The organism is Escherichia sp. UTM R2 (genome assembly GCF_048593455.1).
Taxonomy (GTDB): Bacteria; Pseudomonadota; Gammaproteobacteria; order Enterobacterales; family Enterobacteriaceae; genus Escherichia; species Escherichia coli.
The window spans coordinates 3253284-3274891 of sequence record NZ_JBFWDY010000002.1 but is presented as its reverse complement, the minus strand read 5'-3'; the positions used below and the strand labels follow the sequence as shown (position 1 = coordinate 3274891).

The window sequence follows — 21608 nt, the reverse complement described above, 5'->3', positions numbered from 1 at the left end:
CAAGCGAGTTCCATCGTTTACATCGCATTGATTGGTGGCGCTGGTTACAACGTCGGTTCCCCACATCAGGCAGGCATTTCAGAACTGGTTCTACGAGCAGGCAATGGAAACCCCAAAGGAATTACCGGGGCTTTGTGGAAGCGTACAGCCGTCGGATTAACGAATTTCGCCTGGATCAACACATCCGGCGATACATATGATATTTACGTTGAGATTGGCAATTATGCGACGAGTGTAAATATCCATTGGGATTGTACTGCAAATGCGTCAGTTTCTGTTTATACCTCGCCAACATATTCAGCGAGTAAGCCTTCCAGCGTTACCTATGGTGTTGTTTATACGATGTATAGCTCACATCAGAAACCTACACCATCAGATATTGGTGCTCATACGCACTCCGTTGCGATTGGTTCACATGGACACACCATCACCGTTAACGCTGCTGGTAACGCGGAAAACACCGTCAAAAACATCGCATTTAACTATATTGTGAGGCTTGCATAATGGCATTCAGAATGAGTGAACAACCACGGACCATAAAAATTTATAATCTGCTGTCCGGAACTAATGAATTTATTGGTGAAGGTGATGCATATATTCCGCCTCATACAGGTCTGCCAGCAAACAGTACCGATATTGCACCGCCAGATATTCCGGCTGGTTTCGTGGCTGTTTTCAACAGTGATGAGGCATCGTGGCATCTCGTTGAAGACCATCGGGGTAAAACGGTTTATGACGTAGCGTCAGGGGACGAGTTATTTATTTCTGAACTCGGTCCGTTACCGGAAAATGTTACCTGGTTATCGCCGGAAGGGGAGTTTCAGAAGTGGAACGGCACAGCCTGGGTGAAAGATGCAGAAGCAGAAAAACTGTTCCGGATCCGGGAGGCGGAAGAAACAAAAAACAGCCTGATGCAGGTAGCCAGTGAGCATATTGCGCCACTTCAGGATGCTGTAGATCTGGAAATCGCAACGGAGGAAGAAACCTCATTGCTGGAAGCCTGGAAAAAGTATCGGGTGTTGCTGAACCGTGTTGATACATCAACTGCACCTGATATTGAGTGGCCTACGAACCCTGTCAGGGAGTAATCATTGGGATTATGCCGCAGCACGTCTTAAGCAAGAACGTGCTGCGGTTGGATGCTATTTTTTCCCTGAAGCGGAAAACATTACTACAGTACCTTGAACCTTGGTTTTAACATTCTCGAAATGCTCTGAGAGTATATGTGTTAAGCCTTCTTCGGAATCTTTTGTGTTTGAAAAGATGCATTTCTGATTGTAAATGTGCATCAGTTTTTGACCGAAGCTATTGTGCACAACTCCATCGCCAAGAATTGTGGCTCCGTATAGAGTTCCATCGTCAGTTAAGGCCTGCGCCGCATTGCGTATTACACAGCTTTTTGTAGATATATTTCCAGGCAGGCAGTGAAGAAGGTAAAACATGGAAATGGAATCAAATTGACCATGTAACGCCGCGGGATAAGGTTCAAAAACATCATGGCTAATTTTATGTTTAATTTTTGATTCCCCAGCCCTTGTAGATGCCGCGTTCAGGCTAGCTTCGTTCAAATCCATTAAAGATATCAGACTACTCTCAGGTACGTGAGTAAGGTAAAACCCAGTTCCAACACCAATATCCAGATGGTTGTTACCTAAATGTTCCAGAAAGTGTGGAAGAAGGTGTTCCTTTGTAGGACATCCCCATGCAAGCCGATTTGATACTCCCAAAACCCACCAGTCATAAAGCTTTAGGGTAAGTGGTGTGTAAATTCTAGCCCCATCATCTGTGTTTTTTTTCATTAATTTCACCATGTTATAGTTTTATTTGTGAATTAAATCAATTATGGCAATGAATTACAAGGGGTTAAATGCTGCCGCAGCATAGCGATATTGAAATAGCCTGGTATGCTTCAATACAGCAGGAGCCGAATGGCTGGAAGACCGTCACCACACAGTTCTACATCCAGGAATTCAGTGAGTATATTGCGCCACTGCAGGATGCTGTAGATCTGGAAATCGCAACGGAGGAAGAAAGATCGTTGCTGGAAGCCTGAAAAAAGTATCGGGTGCTGCTAAACCGTGTGGACACTTCCGTAGCACCAGATATCGAGTGGCTTATTCAACCATAATAAACAGTATGTATATCATAGGTTATTAATTGTGAGTTTTTTCGGTGTGTTATTTGTTTGTTTGATGTTATGCTTTTGCGCCCCAAAAGGTTGTTTAGATGTATTTTATCAATTGATTTTCAATATCGTTTAATAAAGAAAAATTAAGCAAGCTGGATGTTGGTTTTTTGTTAATTGAATGGTTCTAATAATGTTTTTTTACTGTTGTTGAATGTGACTTGATAAGAAATGCAAGTAAAAATGATACTCTTTTTATTTTAAATTCAAACGGTTGACATATATAGCAAGAGGTTTCAGGTGCGTTGTAGTGAGTTTATGTTAATAAAAAGCATAGTAAGCGTTGAAAAATGTAACTTTGAAATACGTTGGAATAAAAAACGATATACATATAATAATTTAATCTTAAATGAAATTTATTAAAATTTGCAAACTATAATTTTGTGTATAAAAATATAAATGCACATCATCCTGATTATGCTTGTGTATTTAATTGGTTGTTATTTGACTACTATCAACTTGTTTTAATTTTATGATAGGTGCAAGATGGATTATGTTTGCTCCGTAGTTTTCATCTGTCAATCATTTGATTTAATTATAAACAGGAGAGTTATCTCGTTCAAAAAAAATTCATTGTTTATTGTAAGCGACAAAATTAGAAGGGAGTTACCAGTATGCCCCTCTAAACTAAGAATTGTTGATATAGATAAGAAAACATGTTTATCCTTTTTTATCGACGTGAATAATGAGCTGCCTGGCAAATTTACTCTTGATAAGAATGGCTATATTGCTGAAGAGGAACCTCCATTATCGCTTGTTTTTTCTCTGTTTGAAGGGATTAAAATAGCAGACTCACACTCCCTTTGGTTAAAAGAAAGACTATGTATATCCTTACTTGCCATGTTCAAAAAACGCGAAAGTGTAAATTCATTTATACTAACAAATATAAATACATTTACCTGTAAAATTACTGGAATAATCAGTTTTAATATTGAGCGGCAATGGCATTTAAAAGATATTGCGGAATTGATTTATACGAGTGAAAGTTTAATAAAAAAAAGATTAAGGGATGAAGGAACGTCATTTACTGAAATATTGAGAGATACTAGGATGAGGTATGCAAAAAAACTCATAACTTCAAACTCTTATTCTATCAATGTCGTAGCCCAGAAATGTGGCTATAACAGTACTTCATATTTCATATGTGCATTTAAAGATTATTATGGTGTCACGCCATCTCATTATTTTGAGAAAATAATCGGCGTCACAGATGGAATAAACAAAACAATTGACTGATAATGTTTATTACAAGTTGTCTACATGTTAATTATAATATTATACAGCGTTTTTTTTGATGTGATATTCTGGAACCATTAATTTTTAATTGGGTTGCTGTCGCCTATTTTATACATACTATAATTGATGGTTTTCTATGTGATTTAGTTAATAACCTTCTGGGTTTATTTTAAGGGTTAATTGTTACATTGAAATGGCTAGTTATTCCCCGGGGCGATTTTCACCTCGGGGAAATTTTAGTTGGCGTTCTTAAAATGTGTACTTAAGACCAGCAGTAGTGATGAAGTTATAGTTTTCTATACCTGCTCCATTTTTGCTGTAGTCTGAAGTGTTATTATTGTGATCATAAAGTGAAGTATTGCCTTTTTTATTCGTAACCCGATTCCATGCGCCTTCAACATAAACTTTTGCGTTAGGTGTGACGTAATAACCTGCATTGACTGCAACAGAATAGTAATTTTGGTCTTTGACCTTACTGCGATAAGTGATTCTTTTTCCCGGGTCATAGTGTTCATCGTTATCAGATGATTCCACCCAGCCGCTGTATTTAAATGTGCCACCGAGTTCAAAATCTTCATAACGATAACTTCCAGTCAAGCCAATGTAGGGCATTTTAAAACGTTGTTTGTAGCCGATTGCCCTTTCTCCATTCGGGAAGGAGCCGATATCATCTCTGAATCCCTCCTCAGAACTGTAGATATAGGAACCACCTCTGGCTGTAAAGCTATAACGGCTTTCCTGATATCCGGCCATGAGTCCCAGGCGGTAATTGGGTTCGTTGAGGAGCCAGCCTTTGATATTCAGATTAAATTCGTTGGCATAATTGAGTTGTGTATCAGGGTGTCTACTTTCATCCGTCCAGGTTCCGGGGTTACTGGAATCCATCCAGTCCTGATCGACCATATTGCCACTTCGGCTGCCGAGAGTTGTCCAGCCAGCAGCCCCGATAGATATCTGGGGCATCAAATCCCAATTAATTGCACCTTTAATAATTGCAGCGTTATTGAATTTCCAGTCGAGTTGACTGACTTTTCGGCCTCCTTCTTCGGCTAGATAAACACGCTCTTTTGTTTTTCCGCTCAGAGTTCCAAGACTAATGTCCGCATTTATGTTGTCAGGAGTAAACGATAAAGTCTCGGTAGAAGCAAAAGAGCTGATCGCAATAGGGGTTGTCAGGAATATTCCCAGAAGTTTCGCCCGCATAAAAGTTCTCCATTCAATCGTTTTAATGATTGAATATGTATTTTTTATATCTAACTTAATGAGTCAATTACATATTGCTCCACTGTTTATATTTTGTTTAGTATTGAATGATTATCACAATGCGCTATCTGTTTTTGGTTTAATTATCTGTTATTGTTTCATATTGCGGTTTTACTGTGTGGTTTTTTTATGCTTTTGTGGTGCTTTTATCTATTTAAGTGCCATGCCTTTAGAGGCATATAAGCGAAAATAGCATGAGGTTTATCCTCAATTACTATGTTTTTTAGTACAAAAAAGAGGGACAAAACTGAGACACATAAGGCCTCACAATGGCTTGCAAGGCTTTACATGTTTTGAGGTAGTGGGACGTGTGAGCGCAGAGATGGCGCGGTAAGTTGTTGACTTAAAATGTCGTTCTAGGAACTTCTAAGTCGTGGGCCGCAGGTTCGAATCCTGCAGGGCGCGCCATTTCTTCTTCATTTATGCCCGTCTTATCCGTTTCCGCTTTGCCCTTCACCACATCACTTTTTGTCGCTGTTTGGCGAGATAATTCAACGGTGTCAGGCCGTAAAACGCCTTAAAAACAGAGATAAAGTACGACGTGCTGCTATAGCCACATAATTGCGCCACCTGAGTGATATTTTTGTTATCCATCAATAACATCTGTACGGCGTAACGCATACGACACTCTGTGACAATCTGGCTATAGCTGGTATTTTCGTTTTTTAATTTCTTTTTGAGCAGGCTGGGGCTTAAACATAGCGAACTGGCGACAATTCGCAGATTCCAGTAGTGCTGAATATCGCTTTGAATAATGCGGCAGACGCTGTCGCGGACGCTGCTGCGTAAGATATACATCAGTAGGGCAATAACCGCGATTGCTCAAGAAAGTTAGACAATACGGTAAAAAGCAATGCGCGCGTCAACTCCGCTTCGCAGGGTTTGCTGGGTTGCTGCTTGCTGTGGTTGGCGGCTAGCCGGAACACTTCCGGTGTACGGCTATGACAAGCGATAACCGGGGTAGCCAGCCGCGACCAGGGCTTTACACAGGTTAAGTTCTTATTTAAAAACAACAGATAATCGTTGATGATGTTACGGTTGATGTGGGTGATTAATACGTGATTTAACGTTGAGAGTTCAATGACGTTATTGTTGCACGCGAAGGCGGCCAGGTAGTTTTTCGGAAGGGTAAACGTAGCATGGTTATTGACGCTTACCTCTACCTCTTTTTCGGTCAGGATCACCACGCAAGGTTTACTGCTGCTCAATTGCATTTCGCACTCCTCAGATATCAGAAACTCCGCTCAAAGGATCTATGCTTCCTGCATGAGTGATCGGCCCGTTCGCCGATAACGATCTTCTTTCTTTAGCACGCTTTTTAGCAATTAATCTTGATGGAATTCTGACGAGAGCGAAAGAGGTAAGCCAGGTCGTACCCGACTTACCTGGAGGAGATTTAATACTCGAGAATGCCGTGCGCGACGGGCAAATAGCGCAGAGAGAAATAGAGAGTGTCTTTACCGCAAGAGGAACGTTTCGCTAACAGCGAGGCAATTTCTGCGTCCGGTTTCGGTTTCGCTGTAAAGGTTTTGCCTTTGCCGGCGACAAACAGTTCATAAACAATGCCGCTTGCTGGGGCGGAGCTTTGGCAATCGGCGCTGGCCTGTAGATAACGTTCACGCTGTTCAGCGGTAAGTTTATCCACGCCGCTGCCATCCTGTACCCAGACATTAACGCCGGTTGCTTTAACGTGTTCCAGCAGTTGGCGATAGCCATCGGGCGACATGTTTCCGGCGAAAAAACTACTGATATAAACCGGTTTTGCTGAAACATCGCTAATCAGCCGCTGCTCGTTGTTTAACCATGTTAGCAAAGGCTGACGGGCGGCTTCGCTGCGCCAGTTCAGGTCGTCAATTTCCGCGCTGATGTACCAGCCATCCGGCGTTACGCCAGGCGCGGCGCTCCATAATCTGGCTTGCTGGAGATCGGCAGCCAGCAGGCGATTAAGATAGCTTTCCAGCGCTGCGGACGACTGTTTCTGGTGCATAAAAAATTCCGGATCGGCGTTCAGCCCGACAATCAGCTTCAGGCCAGCCTGTTGCGCAGCTGCGGCCCGCTTAAACAATAACGCGCGCTGTTCTGGCTGGGTGAATGCATCGCCGTAACGGGTCCATTGCAAAACCAGGGTATCGAAGCCTTGCAAACGTAACTGACTCATCAGCCCCTGCCACTGGGTATCGGTAACCTGACTATCACGGTTTTGTGGTTGCCAGATAATACCTTTCATCGCAAAGGAAAAAGGGCTGACCAAAAGCAGTGTCAGCAATACGAAAATGAACTTACGCATTTACCAGTGCACTCCAATGGTGAGAAACGCGTTGTTGCGCTCTCCGTTACGTTGATTAATCGCCTTAAAGGTATGTTGATACTCGACGCCGAGACTGACTTTGTGCGGCCAGGCGTCGTAGTGCGTCTCGCCGGTCCAGATATTCCAGCGGACCCCGACACCGCCAAGCTGCGCGCCCTGAGTGCCTTTATCACGATAGCCGTTGTCCTGAACGTGAGCGTAAGGCTCAATAGTCTGTCCGTTAGCTACCTTCTGATGCCAGCTGACGCGATAATCTGCCGTCCACGCCTGAATATCCTGGCGGATATATTGCGCCGCATCGAGGTACAGGTTTTGGGCAAACCAGCCTGAACCGTTCGGGTGCCATTCGTCGCTGTATTTGCCGCCATTAAAGAATGAGGCGCTGGCGCGCAGCATGGTATCGGATGCGCCATTTTGCCCGTTCAGCGGCAACTGCTGTTCGACGGCGAGGAAAAAGATCTGATCGCGCAGCGGCTTCCAGCGTAGACCGGTGCCGGACATCGGATTTTTCACCGGCATCATCACCCCGTTTTCTCCGGTATCGGCAAAGACGCGGCTATAAACTGAGAGCAGGTCGCCTTCCAGCAGCATATTGCGTCCGATGCGGTACTCGGCTTCCAGTTGCCCGTAGCTACGATAGCTTTTCCCTGGCGCTGCGCCGCCGACATTATTGTTAGCGGTGCTCATTGCCCCGGAACGCAAGCCGATAGAAGAATCGAAACTGAACGTCCAGCGGCGACCGACCTCCTCATGCAGACGGCGGAAATTGAAGCGTTGCTGATTTTGCTCTGGGGTGAGTGGGTTTATCAGCGCCTGATTATCAATGTCATCAATCACCAGGCGGGCGTAGTGCTGCGTCGCAGGCATGTCATCCAGACGCTGGTTCACATAGGCCAGTTGTCGGATCAGTGCCGGATCGTCCGGTAGCCCTTTATGCGCCTGTTCGAGCATTTCCCGCGACTGTGCGATATCACCGCTATCCCACAAGGCGTAACCAAGCGCTGCATGGATGTTGCTATTATTCGGTTCCAGTTCCAGCGCGGCGCGCAAATCACTCACCGCCGCCGGGACATTATGACGTTGGCGATAAATTGTCGCCCGCGCAACGTAAGCGTTGGCAGAAGGCGCAATATTGATTGAGCGCGTGAGATCGCTCAGTGCGAGTTCCGGCTGACCAGGAATGTAACGTTGCGCATGCAGCCACCAGTAGAGGGCATTGTTTCCCAGTCCACGTTGTTCTGCCTGTTGTAGCCAGCGATCGCGAGCTGCACCATTTCCTGCCGCCTGGGCGGTATTGGCAGCAGCAAGCAGATCCTCATTGCTCATGTCGTGAAGACTGATTTTCTGCCAGGCCGCCAGTGCGGTGGCGTAGTCCTCAACCTGATACGCCTGATAGGCTACCGCACGATGTTGCCAGGCGTTCGGTTGTCGTTGTTCGGCCTGAAGCCATGCATACAAGGCCACACCGGGTAGCGTGTCCCGATAACACTTTGCCAGACGGTTCCAGGCGGCGGCATCGTAGGAAGGCGACATATCGCCCAGCAAGCGAACTATTGCCGGGCAATTATCTGCAATACCCGGCAACTGGCTTTGCCACTGACGTTGCGCCGCCAGCGGCAAGGGTTTTGATAAAATCGCCACCTTCGCTGGAGTTGCCAGGTAAGGATGACTTTCCAGCAGAGACGCCAGTCGCGCCATTAAAGTCTGGCTGACACGCGCATCGCCCTGGAAAGGATAGCGTTGCAGCAATAAATCGGCAGCTTCGCGTGACTGCTCGTTCTGCATCAGTTGCCAGGTCAGTTGATCCAGGCGGGTAAGATTTGCCGGTTCTTGCTGATACAGCAATCGTGCCAGACGCAGAGATTCAGCCTTGTTACGGGTCGCCACGCTGACAGCATAACGCTCCTCAAGCATTTCATTGGCGGGGAGGGTGGCGAGCAGTTTTTGCGCTGCGTCGTACTGACCTTCTTTTAACAGCACCGGTAGCGTCGCGCCAACAACATACTGGCGGTTATCGGCAAACTGCACCGTATAATTCGCCAATGCCTGAACGGGGTTGGCGCTGTATTTAGATAACAGATAGAGCCAACTTTTCTCTTGTGCGTCCGTGGTAAACAGCGGCTTATTTTCAATGAGATAATGCTGGAGGCGTGCTTTTTCGCCACGATAAGCCAGCGCGGTCGCGTAAGTAATATATGACTGAGGATCGGTGAAGATCCCCTGTGATTGCAGTGCCAGGATCCGATCGTCCAGCTGCCCGGCAAGAAGCACGTCAAACCACTGACGGCGTTCTGCCGCGCTTAATGTGTTCTGCTGGCGTGCTTCATTGTATAGCGTATCTGCCTGGGACCATTGTTTCAGGTAGATTGCCCGTTGCAGCAGATCGGTTCGCAGCGTTTTTCCTTCCGGCGATGCAGCAAACGTCGCATCGTTCAGTTGCGCTCTGGCGACAGGTAACTGTGCCAGCCGCAGGGCATTCTGCCCGACTTCACTGCGACAACGCAGGGTCGGCGCAGCATCGCACGCTTTTTGCTGGGCAAGCAGTTCTTCAACAGTCGTAACGCTTTTCACTTCAACTGGAATAGCCGCCAGACTGCGCTCAAGTCGGGCATCTCCTGGGTGACGTTTCAGTTGATCCTCCAGCAACAGCCGCGCCCGGTCATCATGACCAAAATGGCGATAGGCTTCCGCAAGGTATAAAGTCAGCGGAATATTATCCGGCACCTGCTGGTGTATATATTCAAATTCGCGGATGGCGGTTGCTTCGTCGTTATTTTTCTGTGCCTTCAGCGCCTTATCGAGACGGGGATAAATAACAAAATGGCGATAATCGCTCAGCCCCAGCTCTTCTGCGCTGGTGCCGATATTGTCTGCGAGTGCGCTGGTACTCAATAAAGACGTCAGCAGTAAACCAGACCATCCGATGACGCGATTAAGGTTATTCTCCTTCATTTTCGGACTCCAGTTGCGCAACCTGTTCTGTGTTTAAACCTGCTTTGAGTAATAGTGATTGCATCGAAACTTGTAATTCGCGTTGAATTGTCAGGACGCGATCCAACGTTTCCTGGCTGATAACGCCTTCGGTGACCAAAAACTTGCCGAGCGGCAGAGAACTGCGTTCATGGCGCAATAGCAACACGTTAATTGCTGAACGATTAATATGACCGAGCGTGGTCAGTATTTCGGCGAACAGGAACTGATGCGGCACATATTGCCGCCAGATTTCACCGGTCTGCTGTTCCGTGAGCCACTGATGCTGAACCGCATTGTACAACATTGCCCGCGGATCGTGACCGCGTCGGCGTGCATACCAGTGACGTAACCCCGTGACAATTTGTCCCCGCAGAACAATGACGTAACGCACTTTGCGTCCGACTTTACGCGTCAGGGCCGCCAGCGAAACAGGGTCAATACCATCTTCACTGCCGACAATTAACTCATCATTTTCCAGACGCAGCGGCAGTACTGCATAATGCAGCGCCACGGAGGCCGGCATTTCGGCAATCAGCGAGGAAGGGATCTGCCAGGCATCGATGGATTCCCACGCCACGCCGTTTTGCTCTGCCAGCGCCTGTGCCAGCTGCTCGGCGCTAATCAGCCCCTGCATCAGCATTGAACCGCCCAGGCGTAGACCTTCGACGCGATTACGCAGTGCTGTATCGAGTTGTTCTTCAGTGATGACCTGATTTTCCAGCAGAATTTGACCTAACGGGCGCAACGAGCGGGTATCGCCAGTGACGCTGGGGAAGTCATGCGTTGTTTTATCCCACGCGACGCGACGTGGATCGCCGTGTTGAAGTACCTGTTTTAGCGCGCGCCAGTTGGCCATAAAGTTAATCAGGTTGCCCCAGAAAAGACGCAGGACAGATAGCAGCCCCTGCGTCAGACCGTAGTAGCCAGTGACGAAAATCACCCGCTGCACGATGCGGTTAACCATCAAGCCAAAGTTTAGCCACAGCAGGGTCATTAACCATGCGCTGCCGCTAAAAATAGAAAGGAAATGCCAGGCATCGGGCCACAAACTTTCATACGCCAGCAACAGCAAAAGCTGGAGCATCACCAGCATCGCGAGGAAGCTGACAAAGTTACTGATTGCCCCTTTGCGGTCGCGCCAGAGAAAGTAGTTCAGCGTCAGGCTGGAGGTCCATTTGTGGGTTTTAAAGCCCTGGAAAACAATGCCGATGATCCAGCGAGATTTTTGTCGAACTGCAGTCGAAAAGGTATCGGGGAAATATTCGCGCACGCAGATCATGTTTGACGTCCGTGCGTGCTGTAAAAATTTACGCTGCTCGCGTTCTTTGGCTTCGTCCACCACCGGAAAACGGACAAAAATTTCCGTCATACCTTTCTCTTTCAGGCGGAAACCAATGTCGTAATCTTCAGTCAGACTCTGCACGTCGAAAGCAATACCGTCACCGTCAGCTAACAGAGCGGTCACGGCGCGGCGGCTGAAACAGGTGCCGACGCCTGCGCTGGGCACTTGTCCGGCGAGGGCTTCACGCACCGGAACATCTTTGCCATGCAGCTCTGAAAACTCATCAATGTAAGTCATGCTGGTGAAGTGCGTCCATTCGCGTTCGAACGGATACACCGGGATCTGAATCAGATCTTTACGCTCGACCAGATAGTTGAACAGACGCAATTCCATCGGTGAAATCACATCTTCGGCGTCATGCAGAATAAAACCAGCAAAAGCGAAATTGGCGCTACGCTCAAATTGGGTGATGGCGTCCAGCACGTTGTTCAGACAGTCGGCTTTGCTGGTGGGGCCAGGACGCGCGCAGACTACCTTATGCACATTCGGGAAGCGAGCGCACACTTCGTCAACATCACGCTGAGTATCGGGGTCGTTGGGGTAGGTGCCAACAAAGATATGATAGTTTTCGTAGTCGAGCGTGGTCGCCGCCAGCTCGGCCATATTGCCGATGACGCCCGTTTCATTCCATGCCGGAACCATAATCGCTAACGGTTTTTCATCTGGTTTATACAGTTCGCGGTAACTCATTCGCGGGTAGCGGCGATAAACACTCAACTTGCGTTTAATGCGGCGTACCCAGTAGACGACATCAATAAAAAAATCGTCCAGCCCGCTGATGAACATGATGACCGCTAACGTTATCGCGATTACTTTTAAGCCGTAGAGCCAGGTAGCAAAAACATCAAGAAGCCAGTCCACACAAAAACCTTACATTAACGCTGGTTATGTTTAGGGTGGCGTATATTAAGGTTTTTTATGAATTGTGACAGCTTTTTACCATTAATAGGTATGACTATTGCGGCACGTTATTTTTACACTGGTTATAAAAGTTGCCGTTTGCGTAGAATGTAGACAAAAGCATGGTGTCCTGGGACGGGGAGGTTAACGTCATAGTGAAAAGGAGCGGTGGCACCGAGCAGGTCATCATGTAGTGGAAGTGCCTGGAGGAGGTGAGCAGGCAGGGCAAGATTACGAAAGCCTGTTCCCCGCAAGGACTGACGCCAGATAGTTTCTCTCCATGGCTGCTTTTTGCATCTTACGTCTTAACCCTGCCTTGAATACCTTATCATTAGTCAAAATATTAATAGCGATGTGCCGTATCCCTGAAAATAATTCTGCTGCATTTCCTCTTCTTATTTTGCAGTCGTCTTCATTCATTACCACGTCCAGACGCCAGTGCAGCTTATTCTCCACGTGCCAGTGGTTTCGGATTGCTGTGGCGAACTTCTCTGCGGTTAAATCAACAGAACTGATATAATATCTGACCGTCATTTCTGGCTCTTTCTTTTGTTCTGCTATTATGGACCGAAAGGAGACTGCCACGCATAATTTCTTTAGCCCTTTCCATTCAAACGTGAAATCAATAAGTTCATCAGGGACATCGCAAACAATATGAAGACGGATTTCTTCTCTGCCGTGACTCTTTTCACTCATTGCGTAACTGTCATGCTCTGGATTATTTAATTCTTTCAGCGGAAATTTTTCCTCAAAGGCTTTATTTAGCCGCCCCTGGTTTCCTTTTACCGCGAATAAATAATCACATCCCTGTTTTTGTATCTTCTCTGCAATATCTTTCTGGCAACCCATCGCATCGGTTGTGATGATTTTTCCTTTAATATCCAGCATGTTAATAAGTTCAGGGATAGCTGTAATCTCATTAGATTTCTTATCCGTCTTGATCTGTCCGATGACCAGACTGTGCATTGTTGAGAACGCACTAATGACATGAATCGCTCCCCTGCGGTGACTCTTGTCAGAAGAGTGCCGGAGCGTTTTTCCATCAATTGCAATGACGTCTTTATCATCTGAAGAATGACAATCACGCATCAAGTTAATAAAGCACTCGTGAAATTTTGCAGGACTGATACAGGATACAACTCTGGCAATGGTATCGTGAACAGGAATACCATTTTCAAAATCACCATATTGCTTCAAAAAATCGAGATGTGTTTCCCCAAAATCCTCTATATCTTCCCAACCTTCTGCACCAGAAATAACGGCACAAATAGTCAACAGTAGAATATCCGATAATTTATGTTCCACTTTCCAGGGTTGTCTGTAATCGGGGATAATAGAAATATGTTCCATCAATTTTTTAAGTTCCATTTTGTTCTCCTTAATTATGTAAGAAGTATTTGATCATGTATAAGCAATAAAAAACAGCTTCAGGTAATAAGGAATATCTCAATTTTTAAACATAAAATGCGAATTATTTAGTACAAAAAGTGAACTTCTGATGATCTTTCCCTGGTTAATATCCAGGCATCATGTTACGTGACATGGTGTAGCTATTGAAAAACTACGTTAGCGGATATTTGTTTGCCTCCTTTTTTTTACCCAGCATACCCCATCCCAACAATTTGAATTAAATGTCGTAAAATTGATAACTTCTTTACCTTTTGAAAAATATGTTATTGGGCAAAACTCATCTCCACTTAATGGTTTAAAGCTGGTTATTATGTCACAATTTAATTGTTGTGATAGTGATTGAGCGATGAAATCAGTTAGAGATGGAAGATACTTGCTTTCAATCGATGTTGTTGATGTGCCGAAATCAACTTCATAAGAAAAATCAATCTTCGCTAGTAATTCAATATATTCTGCATCTTTGTCAATAAAAGATGTGTCATAAGTAATGTTTTTTTATACTCATTTACATCAAAGTAGTCATATTTTAATATCGAAAAGTCAATGTCTAGAGCATTTACAAACTTATAAATACTATCGGTTAGTTTACTTTTATCTTTATACTCTATGAGTATACTTGATTTGGTGATCATATTTTTAAAATCTCCAAAAAGGTTCTAAAACGGATTGATCAATCACTTCAACTCGAGCTGTTGAATTATTAGGTTTGAAGTTTCCAAAGAATTCATGAAATTCCTCAAGTGTATTTTTGGAATTGGAACTTCTAATTACCAGGACGATACCATTATCTCCCACCAGGCCAACTCCCTTGTTAACATTTTTTACCTCATGATATACCTCATATAATGTAGCATTATTTCTAAGATAAAAATTACGAAGTTCATTGTTAAAAGATGGGTATTGTCCCGTTCTACATATTGGATTAATCTTTTTTTATTTCTTTTTGTAATAAGGCCAATGCACACTCGCCAGCAATAATTTCATCAAATAAGTATTCCAATGTTCCTCTTAACACTAAAGCACGACAATCATTTTCCGTAGTGCGTTTAATAAATAACTCTTTTTCAATATATAACTCTTGCATAACTTCAGAATTTGAAGATAGTAATTGGCAGCGGCATGGGAACTCAAGATGTTCATTGTATAAAACGCTAAAAACTATGTTTCCCGCAATAATAAATATATCTTTTATCGGCAGAATTATATTCATCACAACCCCTTGTCTTTCAATATTTTGAGTATTGCTACATCCTCATCAGATAACCCAAGCATTTTTTTGTGTCTTATCATGAAATCCTTAACGTGCGTTTCTGCACTCCCTAGTCCATAACGTCCTAATTTTTCAGCTATTCCTAGTTTCTCTTGTGTACCATGTAAAAACTCTTCAAGAATAGCGGCTTTACTCGGATTTGAACGAACAATAATCGTCATGTCTAATACCGAAGCTTCGGCTCCAAAATGTTCAAGCATTCTGAATTCATCTGAGCCTGGTAATGCTATTATTAAATGTCTTTTCCGCGATATAGCCGCCAGAAGTTCTGGGGCTGCCTTCTCAACCCCATGAGATCACTGGAGCTATTCATCATTTTAGATAATGAAGCTCCTTTATTTAATCCTAAGGGATCTATCCATCTTAAAGGATTCGGCACATACCGGTAAGTCTGCTCCCCTCCCTGCAACCCCAGTGGATCACTCACCAGGTACATCCCGCTCTCCGGCTCGTAATACCGGAACCGGTTATAGCACAGCCCCGATTCCGCATCCCGCCACTGCCCCGCATACAGCAGGCCGGGGTCGGCTTCCGGGTCCAGTTCCCCGCGCGGGTCCGGGTAGCCGGTGTCTGCGGGCAGGCTGAGTGCCAGCCCCCACAGGCTGGTCTGTCCCGGTCGCCAGACGGTTTTACCTTCACTGTTAAAGAGCATCAGCGGGCGGCCCGTCAGGTCGCTCACCGCATGATTCGTCCGCGTCACCCACTGCGGGGCCACCGACGGATGCGCCTGCCGTACCCGGCTGAACTGCTGGCTTATCAGCTCAAAGCCGTTAAACACCAGGTGCCGTACGCTGTACAGTTTATCATCGCGGTATTCCCGGATTTCCGCAATACTGTCGCCGTCCCACAGGTACGTGAAGCGGATTTTCTTCCGGTCGCAGCGTTTCTCTGTTCGTCTGCCGCTGGCGTCGTGGCGGTATTCCCACTGCTCCCCCTGTGCGCTGCAATACCCGGTCAGCTGGTCCCGGCTGTCCCACCGGAACCGCTCTGTTTCCGGGCGGTAGCCGTCACGGTGTCTGGTGCGGCTGACCATCCGGCCTGCGGCGTCATAGTCATACTGCGTGTTTCCGGCCTGTTTCAGCCGGTGGCCTCCGGCATACTGGTCAGTCTCTTCACTTATCCGGTGCCTGCCCGCAGACTGCGCCTTCAGGTAGCCACAACTGTCATAGCCATAGGACTCATCGCCTTCGCCATAGCCCAGCCCGGTGCCTGAGGCTGTCACCGCCGTGACCTGGCCGTTCCGGTCCAGCCGGTATTCCCGCCGTGTTTCCCGTCCGTAATCTTCCCGGCTGGTGACAGCCGACACATTGCCCGCGCTGTCGTAACGGTACTCCCGTACCAGTGAGGGGAGCAGCCCGCCCCATGTGGTTTCCTCCGGGAAAAATCCGGCGCGCTGGGTGACAAGCTGGCTGGCTGCATTCCAGCCCTGCTCACAGGCAAAACCCCGGTTACTGTGCCGGAACACTTCACGTCCCGCCTCATCACGGCTGAACGTCAGCGTCTCATCCCCCGGCAGAATGACCTCTGTCAGTTCTCCGGCGGCGTTGTAGCGGTACGTGGTTTTCAGCAGGGATTCATCGGGGTGTCTGTCGCGTTCATCTTCCGGTGGCAGGATACAGCGGATATCTGGCTAATCCGCCCCTGATTCCCCTCATCTTCCGGACCGTTCCAGGAATAATCCAGCAGCCAGGCCGGGGCCTCTGCCAGAGTGATTTCCCGGCAGGCATGTTCGGTGTACCCATCAAGTTTGCCCTGGTACAGCGCCAGCGTTTCCTGGTACAGCTCTGGTGTCAGGGTTCCCTGTGGAACGGCTTCGCGGGTAATGACCAGGTTGATGCCACTGTTATCTGTGGACACCAGGACCTGCATTGACTGATCCTGCCATTGAGACGGCAGTTGAATGTGGCCTTCATTAAAAGTGAACTGCATAAAATACTCCCTGATAATCTGAGTGAATCAGTTGATGAAAACAGAACCGCCCACGATGGTGATGCCATCCTTCGACAGCCTGATTACCGTCGATTCCCCGACCTGTAGCTGAATGCCATCCGGCGTCAGCGCAATTTTGCTTTCCTCCACAGCCAGCAAAATTTCCTTAATCGCCGTATAAGCCTGTATACCGTCGCCTTCGCCACCATTGTTTACAGCGTCAACATGCACCGAACCGGCAATCGTGCCTCTGTCCTGAAAGACATCCTCAGATAAAGACCCTTTCAGTACTCCGGTGATCTTGTGGCCTTTTTCCACCGTAAGAAGGCGGTTACCTTCCTGGATCGTGACCGTCTGGTCATTTTTTACGGTTTCGCGGTGATCGTGTTTTACGGTGGTGGTACGGTCGTTGAGCACTTCGGTATCCATGTTCTTCTGCGCGTGGATGTAGACCTGTTCTCTCCCTGTCGCATCATCAAACTTCAGCTCATTAAATCCGCTGCCCATGTACGTTTTGGAGCGGATGGTCATCTGCATCTTTGTTCCCGGCAGGCTGCCGGGGGTGCGGTTTTCCTGGTGGTAGGTGCGCCCCATAATGATCGGCTGGTCCGGATCGCCGTTGAGGAAGTCTACAATCACCTCCTGACCCACACGCGGTATCGCCAGGTGGCCAAAACCGGTGCCTGCCCACGCCTGTGCCACACGGATCCAGCACGAACTGTCTTGGTCTGCCGGGTTATAACGGTCCCAGTTGAACTTCACCCGCACGCGACCATGTTCGTCGCAGAAGATTTCCTCGCCTGCCGGTCCTGTCACGACAGCGCTCTGCGGGCCGTCGACCAGCGGTTTCAGCAACGGCTGTGGTCGCCATGTTCTGTCTGCCGGGATCACCGCAAAATGGTTCTCCAGCGCCGTCCCCGCTCCCTGCCGTCCTGGCACCGCCTGTGGCTGTTCGCCGTGCAGTTCACTTGCCACCACCTGCCATTCCCGGTTCAGGTTCGCCTGCGGATGCCCCGTCAGCACAATTCGCCGTCCCGGCCATATCTCCGGCGAGCGGCCCATTCCCCGCGCGGTTTCTGCGTTGTTTCGCCAGCCGTCCATCTGCCAGCGGGCAAAGTTCTGCCCGTGGGCGCTCTTGAAACGTCCGGGGTAGTCATACACTTCATACTGCGTGCGCTGGTAGTCCTGGTGCTGGCCTTCCTGTTCAAAACGTCCGGCCCAGCCGGGGCGTTTAAAGGTGTAGTCTTTTGTCACCACGGAAGAAGGGCGGATTTGTGCGCTGTAGCGGAACTGGCTGATGCAGAGGGTGCTCACCTCGGTACGGGTGTTCGGGTTCCATGGGATTTCAAAAGATTCGGGCAGATGGCGGACTGTGTCGCACAGCACCAGGCTCTGGTCGGTACTTTTGTAAGCATGCTCCTCATAAAAGAAGATGCCTTCCTCCGCCGCCATCCGGCACAGAAAATCGTAATCAGTCTCACCGTACTGGACACAAAACTCACGGGAAGGATGCGGCTCGCTGAACAGCGGACTCCATTCGGTCACCCCGTTTTCCTGCAACATCGTGCCGAGGATGCTTTTGATGTCCTCGTTCTGGAAGATACGGAAGTTCTGGCGCAGACCGGCACGCCACAGCGGCGGGTGCACCTTCATGCTGTACAGCATCTGGTTTTTGTCGTTCTCCCCGAGTTCAAACCAGGTCACCACGCCTTTCACCCGGCGCTGTACTTCATCGCCCTGCCATATCGTCAGGTAGGCCATTTTGTCCAGCACCTGCGCAAATTCAAGGGAGAGAAACTGCTGGCTGACCAGGGAGAGATCGAGGGAAAAGAGCGAAGAGAGTGACTGGTTCAGATGAAAGGAAACCACCGCAAAAGCATCCGGCGGCAGACCGTCCACTTCCAGTGTGAAACGTAATCCGGTTGACATAGCAACCTCCAGTAAAATGAATAATGATCCGTACCGTACAACTGCGGATAATGTGATAAGCGGGACGACTTCAGACGTTATTAGGGAAGGAACAGAAAATGCTATGGTTATGTGAGAATTTTGTTTAAATATTACTTTACAGAAACGGGTGTCTGTTCAGTCAAAAAAATAATCACAAGCTCAACCTCTTGTTTCTTGGCGTTATTCAGGACAGGTACGCATATCACAACGAGTAACAAAAACGTAAAGTCAAACCAATATTCATAATATATTTTTATTCACAGCAATAAATAATCCAATTAACATTATTAAAATGAATGATTGCATAAGAAATATATGCTACCGCTCCACCCTGATAACATGATCTGCACATTGCACATCTTAACGTTGTTAAATACTGGCTCAATAGTGGATATTTTAAATTAGGAATTTATCAAATTCACTTGATAAATAGATTGAGTGAATAATATAACAATTAATGATGATTAATCGTGATTAAATTATTCATTGCTTTATATGATAGATGGCTTGTTTATAACGATGAAAATTTAGAAAGGGCATTGTGATCTACAATTGGAAGAAACACAGATTTAACTAAGTTTCATATACAAACATCTCGTGAAACTTTGAAAAATAAAAGCCTTCGATATTTCATATGTTTAATAAGTTTTTCTCTAATTTGTTGATCAACAATACCAGGAGGTGATGCACCACGCCCTGAATTTGAACTTAATAATCACTCTCTCTCCGGCAGCATAATCACAAACCTTGTCCCCCGCGCATCTGACGTTACTGCAACCGTGCCTTTATGCGCGACAACAATCGATTTCACTATCGCCAGCCCAATGCCGCTACCTTCGCCTTTTCGCTGGCGGGAAGGGTCAACGCGATAGAAACGGTCAAACAATCGCGGTAAGTGCTCGGGCGCAATGGGCGTACCGGGGTTTTCGACGGAAACTTGCACCTGATGATTGACCGTCTGGCAGCGCACTACAATAGCCTCACTGGGTGGCGTATAACGCAGGGCATTAGAAAGCAGGTTGCTTAACGCCCGACGCAGCATCAGCGGATCGCCCGCAACCTGACATTTGTCGCCAACAAATCGCAACTCCACGCCGCGATCTTCCGCTAACGCCTCGAAAAAATCGAACACTTTGCCGACTTCATCCGCCAGGTTGAGCATTTTCTTTTCGGGGATTAGCTGGTTGTTATCGGCCTGAGCGAGAAACAGCATATCGCTGACCATTTTCGCCATTCGCGTCAGCTCTTCGAGATTAGAGTAGAGCACATCTTCCAGCTCCTTCTGGCTGCGAGACTGGCTGAGGGCGATTTCCGTTTGCGTGATGAGATTGGTAATCGGCGTGCGAATTTCGTGAGCGATATCCGCTGAGAAATTGGACTGGCGGGTAAAGACATCCTCAATACGCTCGATCATATGGTTGAACGACAGTACCAGCTGTTCCAGCTCAATCGGCACGGTCTGCGGGTCGAGGCGAACGTCGAGATCTTTCGAGGTAATATTCTGGATTTGACGGCTGACGCTGCGGATCGGCGCGTGACCTTTATGTACCGCCAACAGTACGATAAAGACGATCAGGATGCTGATTACCGATGCGGTCATAATAAGTTTATTCATCAAATCATTTATGTAATGAAGATGAAAATCGATCGAAAGCGCGATGTAGAGCGTATAAATCGGTTTGCCGTCCACCAACGGGCCAACCGGCAAGTTAATCATCCGCCAGTTGCTGTGTTCCATATGCCCGTGACCGTGGCCTGGCATCATCATCGTCGGGCCGGAAAGGAGATACACCTCGCCACCCTGAGCGTCTTTATCGGGTATGGCGTCACGCGTAAACTCGCGGATATCCGGCGCACCGGGGGAGTGATACACCGTTTTACCCTGACTATCTGCCAGGGAAATCAACACATTGGAATAACCACTGACGATATCTTCCAGCGTCATTAAGCGTCGGGCTTGCGTTTCGTCAGGGTGATTTAGTACCCGTTCAAGGGTGGCGCTAATCTCTTTTAAATCATTAATATCCTGCTCGGCAAAATGAACTTTTACTGAGTGGATCATGATCCATGCAAAGGCGAAAAACGCCGCGATGGTGGCCAGGCTGATAAAAAAGGTCAGGCGGGTTGCCAGCGAAAACGGGCGCTGAAATGGCTTACTGACCATCCGGCACCTCAAGCATGTAACCCACGCCGCGCACGGTCTGAATTAGCTTCGGCTCAAAGTCGTTGTCGATTTTGCCGCGCAGCCGCTTCACCGCCACATCAATAGCATTGGTATCGCTGTCAAAATTCATGTCCCATACCTGCGAGGCGATAAGCGAGCGGGGCAGCACTTCGCCCTGATGGCGAAGGAAGAACTCCAGCAGAGTAAACTCTTTACTGGTCAAAGTGATGCGCGTGCCGCTGCGGGTGACTTTGCGGCTGACGAGATCGACCATCAAATCGGCAACCTGAAACTGACTTTCGATAATCACCGCCGCCCCGCGCCGCAGTAATGTGCGCACCCGCGCCAGCAGTTCAGCAAAAGCGAATGGCTTCACCAGGTAGTCATCTGCCCCCAACTCCAGCCCCTTGACGCGATGTTCAATGGTGCCAAGCGCGGTAAGCAACAGAATCGGCATCCCTTTATTGGCGGAGCGTAACATGCGCACGATATCCCAGCCGTTCACGTCCGGCAGCATAATATCGAGGATTATCAGATCATAATCACCGGTCATCGCCAGATGGTAGCCATTCAGCCCGTTGTCGGCCAAATCGACCACAAAACCGGCTTCGGTTAACCCTTTGGTCAAGTATTCTCCGGTTTTCTTTTCATCTTCGACAATCAACAGTTTCATATTTC

The 21608-nt window shown here is 47.5% G+C and carries 14 protein-coding genes and 5 pseudogenes; 5 read left to right on the top strand and 14 right to left on the bottom strand.

Annotation, left to right across the window (positions count from 1 at the left end):
* Positions 1–375: 375 nt before the first annotated feature.
* The 3 genes and pseudogenes from AB4H76_RS16695 to AB4H76_RS16685 form a co-directional block, all read left to right on the top strand.
* A pseudogene (locus AB4H76_RS16695) lies at positions 376–504 on the top strand (hypothetical protein); the annotation flags it as partial.
* The gene (locus tag AB4H76_RS16690) at positions 504–1088 is read left to right on the top strand and encodes a tail fiber assembly protein (protein WP_001704483.1); all 585 of its coding nucleotides are present in this window, start codon (positions 504–506) and stop codon (positions 1086–1088) included. The pseudogene AB4H76_RS16695 and the gene AB4H76_RS16690, both read left to right, overlap by 1 nt.
* Positions 1061–1198 carry a hypothetical protein gene (locus tag AB4H76_RS16685; RefSeq protein WP_001309429.1) on the top strand — a complete coding sequence of 46 codons (138 nt, stop codon included), beginning with the start codon at positions 1061–1063 and terminating at the stop codon, positions 1196–1198. Before AB4H76_RS16690 ends, AB4H76_RS16685 begins: the two co-directional genes overlap by 28 nt.
* Here AB4H76_RS16685 and AB4H76_RS16680 read toward each other — a convergent pair.
* Positions 1143–1811: a class I SAM-dependent methyltransferase gene (locus AB4H76_RS16680; RefSeq protein ID WP_159189441.1), complete on the bottom strand. Its 669-nt coding sequence runs from the start codon at positions 1809–1811 to the stop codon at positions 1143–1145. The genes AB4H76_RS16685 and AB4H76_RS16680 overlap by 56 nt on opposite strands.
* A gap of 149 nt (positions 1812–1960) precedes the next feature.
* Between AB4H76_RS16680 and AB4H76_RS16675 the strand changes: the two are divergent.
* Both AB4H76_RS16675 and appY read left to right on the top strand, forming a co-directional pair.
* Positions 1961–2128: pseudogene (locus tag AB4H76_RS16675) on the top strand (tail fiber assembly protein); the annotation flags it as partial.
* A gap of 543 nt (positions 2129–2671) precedes the next feature.
* The gene (gene appY, locus AB4H76_RS16670; protein ID WP_000386784.1) at positions 2672–3421 is read left to right on the top strand and encodes a DNA-binding transcriptional activator AppY; all 750 of its coding nucleotides are present in this window, start codon (positions 2672–2674) and stop codon (positions 3419–3421) included.
* Positions 3422–3670: 249 nt separating this feature from the next.
* On the opposite strand, the gene ompT is transcribed toward appY, so the two are convergent.
* The 13 genes and pseudogenes from ompT to cusR all read right to left on the bottom strand — a co-directional run bounded on the left by ompT (position 3671) and on the right by cusR (position 21603).
* Positions 3671–4624 (bottom strand): omptin family outer membrane protease OmpT, encoded by a 954-nt coding sequence (ompT, locus tag AB4H76_RS16665; RefSeq protein WP_004030176.1) that lies wholly within the window; start codon positions 4622–4624, stop codon positions 3671–3673.
* Between the two features lie 513 nt (positions 4625–5137).
* Positions 5138–5898, bottom strand: a pseudogene (gene envY, locus AB4H76_RS16660) (DNA-binding transcriptional regulator EnvY).
* A 182-nt stretch (positions 5899–6080) separates the two neighbouring features.
* A complete protein-coding gene (locus AB4H76_RS16655; RefSeq protein ID WP_001224575.1) occupies positions 6081–6971 on the bottom strand; it encodes a DUF4434 family protein in 891 nt (296 codons plus the stop codon).
* Positions 6972–9944, bottom strand: coding sequence for a bacteriophage adsorption protein NfrA (nfrA, locus tag AB4H76_RS16650; protein WP_077492817.1), 2973 nt, complete (start codon positions 9942–9944; stop codon positions 6972–6974).
* The gene (nrfB, locus tag AB4H76_RS16645) at positions 9931–12168 is read right to left on the bottom strand and encodes a cyclic di-3',5'-guanylate-activated glycosyltransferase NrfB (protein ID WP_000383946.1); all 2238 of its coding nucleotides are present in this window, start codon (positions 12166–12168) and stop codon (positions 9931–9933) included. Before nrfB ends, nfrA begins: the two co-directional genes overlap by 14 nt.
* A gap of 270 nt (positions 12169–12438) precedes the next feature.
* The gene (locus AB4H76_RS16640) at positions 12439–13575 is read right to left on the bottom strand and encodes an ISAs1 family transposase (RefSeq protein ID WP_052916495.1); all 1137 of its coding nucleotides are present in this window, start codon (positions 13573–13575) and stop codon (positions 12439–12441) included.
* A gap of 964 nt (positions 13576–14539) precedes the next feature.
* Positions 14540–14827, bottom strand: a complete 288-nt coding sequence (locus tag AB4H76_RS16635; RefSeq protein ID WP_001021473.1) for a hypothetical protein — start codon at positions 14825–14827, stop codon at positions 14540–14542.
* Positions 14827–15087, bottom strand: a complete 261-nt coding sequence (locus tag AB4H76_RS16630; protein ID WP_000889443.1) for a hypothetical protein — start codon at positions 15085–15087, stop codon at positions 14827–14829. The genes AB4H76_RS16635 and AB4H76_RS16630 overlap by 1 nt, the downstream gene beginning before the upstream one ends.
* A gap of 32 nt (positions 15088–15119) precedes the next feature.
* Positions 15120–16511 (bottom strand): annotated as a pseudogene (locus AB4H76_RS16625) (RHS repeat domain-containing protein); the annotation flags it as partial.
* A pseudogene (locus AB4H76_RS16620) lies at positions 16508–16816 on the bottom strand (DcrB-related protein); the annotation flags it as partial. The pseudogenes AB4H76_RS16625 and AB4H76_RS16620, both read right to left, overlap by 4 nt.
* A 27-nt stretch (positions 16817–16843) precedes the next feature.
* Positions 16844–18745, bottom strand: coding sequence for a type VI secretion system tip protein VgrG (locus AB4H76_RS16615; protein ID WP_112902313.1), 1902 nt, complete (start codon positions 18743–18745; stop codon positions 16844–16846).
* A 736-nt stretch (positions 18746–19481) separates the two neighbouring features.
* A complete protein-coding gene (gene cusS / locus AB4H76_RS16610) occupies positions 19482–20930 on the bottom strand; it encodes a Cu(+)/Ag(+) sensor histidine kinase CusS (RefSeq protein ID WP_000253838.1) in 1449 nt (482 codons plus the stop codon).
* Positions 20920–21603, bottom strand: coding sequence for a copper response regulator transcription factor CusR (gene cusR / locus AB4H76_RS16605; protein ID WP_000770953.1), 684 nt, complete (start codon positions 21601–21603; stop codon positions 20920–20922). Before cusR ends, cusS begins: the two co-directional genes overlap by 11 nt.
* Between the last annotated feature and the right edge of the window lie 5 nt (positions 21604–21608).

Coding starts and splice junctions, on each gene's coding strand:
- nfrA (WP_077492817.1), bottom strand. CDS start 9,944: ATGAAGGAGAATAACCTTAATCGCGTCATCGGATGGTCTGGTTTACTG.
- appY (WP_000386784.1), top strand. CDS start 2,672: ATGGATTATGTTTGCTCCGTAGTTTTCATCTGTCAATCATTTGATTTA.
- AB4H76_RS16630 (WP_000889443.1), bottom strand. CDS start 15,087: ATGCTTGAACATTTTGGAGCCGAAGCTTCGGTATTAGACATGACGATT.
- ompT (WP_004030176.1), bottom strand. CDS start 4,624: ATGCGGGCGAAACTTCTGGGAATATTCCTGACAACCCCTATTGCGATC.
- AB4H76_RS16690 (WP_001704483.1), top strand. CDS start 504: ATGGCATTCAGAATGAGTGAACAACCACGGACCATAAAAATTTATAAT.
- AB4H76_RS16640 (WP_052916495.1), bottom strand. CDS start 13,575: ATGGAACTTAAAAAATTGATGGAACATATTTCTATTATCCCCGATTAC.
- AB4H76_RS16615 (WP_112902313.1), bottom strand. CDS start 18,745: ATGTCAACCGGATTACGTTTCACACTGGAAGTGGACGGTCTGCCGCCG.
- cusR (WP_000770953.1), bottom strand. CDS start 21,603: ATGAAACTGTTGATTGTCGAAGATGAAAAGAAAACCGGAGAATACTTG.
- AB4H76_RS16655 (WP_001224575.1), bottom strand. CDS start 6,971: ATGCGTAAGTTCATTTTCGTATTGCTGACACTGCTTTTGGTCAGCCCT.
- AB4H76_RS16635 (WP_001021473.1), bottom strand. CDS start 14,827: ATGAATATAATTCTGCCGATAAAAGATATATTTATTATTGCGGGAAAC.
- cusS (WP_000253838.1), bottom strand. CDS start 20,930: ATGGTCAGTAAGCCATTTCAGCGCCCGTTTTCGCTGGCAACCCGCCTG.
- AB4H76_RS16680 (WP_159189441.1), bottom strand. CDS start 1,811: ATGGTGAAATTAATGAAAAAAAACACAGATGATGGGGCTAGAATTTAC.